Consider the following 4325-nt stretch of genomic DNA (forward strand, 5'->3'; position numbering starts at 1 on the left):
CTTGAGCTGCTCGATCGTGGTCGTGAGCTCGGCCTGCTGGGCGCGCTTCTTCTCGATGATGACAGGCGCCGCCTTCGCGACGAAGCCCTCGTTAGAGAGGGTCCTGCTCACGGAGCTGAGGTCCTTCTCGGCCTTTGCCAGCTCCTTCTTGAGGCGGGCCGCCTCGGCCTTGAGGTCGACCAGGCCACCCAGCGCCACGAAGATCTCGAGCGTGCCGTCGGCGACGGTGACGGAACCCTCGGGCTTCTCCTGCTCGTGGCCGAGGGCCAGCTGGTCCACGCGGCCGACGGAGCAGATGAACGAGCGCTGCGCCTCGAGCACCGCCGCGTCATCCGCGGAGGAGCGGACGGCCACGTCGAGCTCGGCCTTGGGCGACAGGCGGTAGCGGGCACGGGTCGAGCGCACCGCGGAGACCACGCGCTTTGCGAGGTCGAAGTCGTGCTCGGCCTTCTCGTTCACAAACTTGGCAAAGTCGTCGGGCTCGGGCCACTTGGCGACCATGAGGAACTGCGCGTCGTGCGCGTCGAGGCCGGAGGCGGGGAGCTTGTCCCACACGCTCTCCGTCACGAACGGCATGACCGGGTGCAGCAGGCGCATGGACGTGTCGAGCACGAACACGAGGTTGCGCTGGACCTGCAGCCTCTCCGCGGGCTCACCATGCAGCAGGCGGTCCTTGCAGAGCTCGATGTACCAGTCGCACACCTCGTTCCAGAAGAACGACTGGATGTTGCGGGCATAGTCACCAAACTCGTACTGCTCGAGCTGCCTCGTGGAGTCGGCCACGACCTTGGCCAGGCGGCTCAGCATCCACGCGTCCTCGGGCGTCTCGGCCTTGGGGGCGCCAGGCTCGTAGCCGGCGAGGTTCATCTGGACGAAGCGGCTGGCGTTCCAGATCTTGGTGACGAAGGAGCGGGCCTGCTCCGTGCGCGGGCTGTCGATCAGCTGCTTGGTCTTCTTGTCGATGTTGGCGTCGAACTTGACGTCCTGGTTGTTGGTGATGAGCGTGAGCAGGTTGAAGCGCATCGCGTCGGCACCGTACTTCTGGATGAGGTCCATGGGGTTGACGCCGTTGCCCTTGGACTTGCTCATGCGGCTGCCATCCTTGGCCAGGATGGTCGCGTAGATGTACACGTCGTGGAACGGCACCTCGTCCGTGAAGTACAGCGAGCTCATGATCATGCGGGCGACCCAGAGCGCGATGATGTCGCGAGCGGTCACGAGGACCTTGGTGGGGTGGTGCCCCTCCATCTGCTCGGGGTGGTCTGGCCAGCCCTGCGTGGCGAAGGTCCACAGCTGGGAGCTGAACCACGTGTCGAGCACGTCCTCGTCCTGATGCACGTGGTGGCCGCCGCACTTGGGGCACACGTCCGTGTCCTCCATGAGGGCGTCCTCCCACCCGCAGTCATCGCAGTAGAAGACCGGGATGCGGTGGCCCCACCACAGCTGACGGCTGATGCACCAGTCCTTGAGGTTGTCCATCCACGTGAGGTAGGTCTGCGTCCAGCGGTCGGGGTGGAACTTGACCTCGCCGTCCTTCACAACCTCGGTCGCACGCTCCTTGAGCTTGTCCACGGCCACGAACCACTGCTCGGACAGCCACGGCTCCAGCGCCGTGCCGCAGCGGTAGCAGTGCATGACGGAGTGCTCGAGGTCCTCAATGTGGTCCAGCAGGCCATGCTCGTCAAACCAGTCGACAATCGCCTTCCTGCACTCGTCGCGGTCCATGCCGGAGAACTCGCCATAGCCATCGACCACGTGCGCGGTCTCGTCGAAGATGTTGATCTGCGGCAGGTTGTGCGTCTGGCCCATGGCGTAGTCGTTGGGGTCGTGCGCGGGCGTCACCTTCACGAAGCCGGTGCCGAACTTGGGGTCGACGTGCCAGTCGCTGAATATGGGGATCTCGCGGTTGACGATGGGCAGCATCACGGTCTTGCCCACGAGCTTCTGCTTCTCCGGGTCCTGCGGGCTCACGGCGATGCCCGTGTCGCCCAGCATCGTCTCGGGACGCGTCGTGGCCACGGTCACGTACTCGATCCCGTCGACCGGCTCGGTCAGGGGGTAGCGCAGGAACCAGAGGTGGCCCTTCTCGTCCTTGTACTCGGCCTCGTCGTCGCTGATGGCCGTGCGGCAGCTGGGGCACCAGTTGACGATGCGCTTGCCGCGATAGATGAGCCCGTCATGGTACCAGTCGCAGAAGACCTTGCGGACCGCGCGGCTGAACTCGGGCGACATGGTGAACTTCTCGTCGTCGAAGTCGATGGAGCAGCCCATGCGCTTGATCTGGCTGACGATGGTGCCGCCGTACTGCTCGCGCCACTTCCAGCACTCCTCGATGAACTTCTCGCGGCCGATCTCGAGGCGCGAGATGCCCTCGCTCTTGAGCTTCTTGTCCACCTTGGTCTGGGTGGCGATGCCCGCGTGGTCCGTTCCCAGGATCCAGCGCGTGGAGCGGCCGCGCATGCGGTTGTAGCGGATGTAGGTGTCCTGGATAGTGTCGTCCATGGCGTGGCCCATGTGCAGGATTCCCGTGACGTTGGGGGGCGGGATGACGACGGTGCAGTCGCCCACCCCCTTGCTGCGCTGGTAGCAGCCGGCGTCCATCCAGCTCTTGATGAGCTCGGGCTCCGCGGTCTGGGGATCGTAGTTCTTTGGCATTTCTTCCACGGTTGATACCGCCTTCTTACGCGCCCCGTCAGACGGTGTGGGCACTCGTGTAATGAGCGCGCGCCTCCGCCGAGGCTGGCTTACGTTGCGACCGAGCCGGCGCCGCCGGCCAAGTCAGCCCAACAGCATACCACGCGCGCCACAGGACGCCCCCGCGGCCGCGTGCTACAGTCGTTAGCACACACGCGCCCGCACGGCGCAACGCATGCTAGGAGGACCGATGGACGAGAAGAACGCCCCCGCGGCTGAGGCCGCGCCGCAGGTGGAGGCCGAGACCGCGACCGACCGTCTGCGCATCATCCTGGGCCAGGAGCGGCTCGACGCGCTGGCGCGCTCCCGCGTGCTGGTGCTGGGCCTGGGCGGCGTGGGCTCCAACTGCGTCGAGGCGCTCGCGCGCGGCGGCGTGGGCGGGCTCGTGCTGGTGGACAGGGACATCGTCCAGCCCTCCAACATCAACCGGCAGGCCGTGGCCTACCACTCCACCATCGGCCAGCCCAAGACGGACGTGATGGAGCGCATCGTGCACGACATCAACCCCAAATGCAGGGTCACCACGGTGCACCAGTTCCTCTCCAAGGAGAACCTCGTCCCCACGCTCGAGGCGCTCCCCCGTCCCGACTACGTGGTCGACGCCATCGACACGATCTCGCAGAAGCTCATCGTCGCCAAGTGGTGCCAGGACACGGGGCTGCGGCTGATATCGAGCATGGGCGGGGCAAACAAGCTCAACCCGGAGCGCCTGCGCTTCTCCACCATCGAGAAGACCAAGTCCGACCCCATCTGCAAGGTCATGCGCAAGGAATGCCGCAAGCGCGGCATTCGCGGGCTGCAGGTGCTCTACTCGTCCGAGGTGCCCATGCCCGTGACGCCGCGCGGCGCCGACCTGCCCGGCGGCAAACGGCCCGAGAAGGGCGTGACCCTGGGCACGATGAGCTACATGCCGCCCATCATGGGGCAGATGATCGCGGGCCGCGTGATCTGCGACCTGGCGGACCTCCACAACGACCTGGACGTGCAGGCGCCCATCGTGGCGGAGCGCCGCCGCGGGAGCAGGTGAGCCGCATGTGCGCGAGCGTCGCGACGGGCACGGCCGGCATGAGGCTGCTCGACGCGCACTGCCACCTGGACTTCATGTCCAACATGCGCGATGTCGCAACGGACGCGCGGGCCGACGGACTCTGGGTCCTCGCGAACACGGTAACGCCCACGGGCTACCTTGCCGCGCGCGACGCGCTTGCCGACCAGCCCAACGTGCGCGTAGCGTTGGGCATGCACCCCTGGTGGGTGGCGGACGGCCACGTGGGCGAGAAGGACGTGGACGACTTCGTTGAGCTCGCTGCCAAGGCGCGGTTCGTGGGCGAGGTCGGCATGGACTTCTCGCCCAAGCACGTGCCCGAGGGCTCCCTCGACCGGCAGCGCGAGGCGTTCAGGCGCGCGTGCGCGGCAGCCGCTGCGGAGGGTCCGGAGCCGCGCGTGATGTCCATCCACTCCGTGAGGTCCGCGGGCGAGGTGCTCGACGTGCTGGCAGAGACCGGCTGCCTGGACCGGTGCCGCTGCGTGTTCCACTGGTTCACGGGCACGTCGGACGAGCTGCACCGCGCCGTCGTGTCCGGCTGCTGGTTCTCCGTCAACGAGATGATGCTCCGCACGCGCCGCGGGCG

3 protein-coding genes are annotated in these 4325 nt (G+C 66.8%); 2 read left to right on the forward strand and 1 reads right to left on the reverse strand.

The genetic code is table 11. From position 1 onward, the window contains the following. The coding region (locus ACI38Z_RS02990) for a valine--tRNA ligase (RefSeq protein WP_439788700.1) at positions 1-2664 on the reverse strand (2664 nt) is incomplete at its 3' end. Between the two features lie 220 nt (positions 2665-2884). Here ACI38Z_RS02990 and ACI38Z_RS02995 point away from each other — a divergent pair. Together ACI38Z_RS02995 and ACI38Z_RS03000 are read left to right on the forward strand one after the other, a co-directional pair. Next, positions 2885-3721 (forward strand): tRNA threonylcarbamoyladenosine dehydratase, encoded by an 837-nt coding sequence (locus tag ACI38Z_RS02995; RefSeq protein ID WP_439788701.1) that lies wholly within the window; start codon positions 2885-2887, stop codon positions 3719-3721. Between the two features lie 5 nt (positions 3722-3726). Then, on the forward strand, positions 3727-4325 hold a 599-nt coding region (locus ACI38Z_RS03000), incomplete at its 3' end, for a TatD family hydrolase (RefSeq protein ID WP_439788702.1).

It is taken from the genome of Parafannyhessea sp. (genome assembly GCF_051876455.1).
In the GTDB taxonomy this organism is placed as follows: domain Bacteria; phylum Actinomycetota; class Coriobacteriia; order Coriobacteriales; family Atopobiaceae; genus Parafannyhessea.

Excerpts from the sequence above, each read along its gene's own strand:
- ACI38Z_RS02995 (WP_439788701.1), top strand. The coding sequence starts at position 2,885 with ATGGACGAGAAGAACGCCCCCGCGGCTGAGGCCGCGCCGCAGGTGGAG.